We start from the raw sequence: 233 nt of genomic DNA on the forward strand, positions 1-233 counted from the left end.
CCCTAGGGGATTCGAACCCCTGTTACCGCCGTGAAAGGGCGGTGTCCTGGGCCTCTAGACGAAGGGGACACTGAAGTCTCAATCGCAAGACGCCTTGCTTTTTACTTTTCATCAGACAATCTGTGTGAGCACTTCAAAGAACAGTTCTTTAAGGTAAGGAGGTGATCCAACCGCAGGTTCCCCTACGGTTACCTTGTTACGACTTCACCCCAGTCATGAATCACAAAGTGGTA

Annotated in this window: 1 rRNA gene; it reads right to left on the bottom strand. The window is 50.2% G+C overall.

Annotation, left to right across the window (positions count from 1 at the left end):
* Positions 1-154 precede the first annotated feature (154 nt).
* A 16S ribosomal RNA gene (locus ACLJR2_RS23890) occupies positions 155-233 on the bottom strand; the annotation flags it as partial.

Origin of the sequence: Salmonella sp. SAL03688, from assembly GCF_046551895.1 — a bacterium.
In the GTDB taxonomy this organism is placed as follows: domain Bacteria; phylum Pseudomonadota; class Gammaproteobacteria; order Enterobacterales; family Enterobacteriaceae; genus Salmonella; species Salmonella enterica.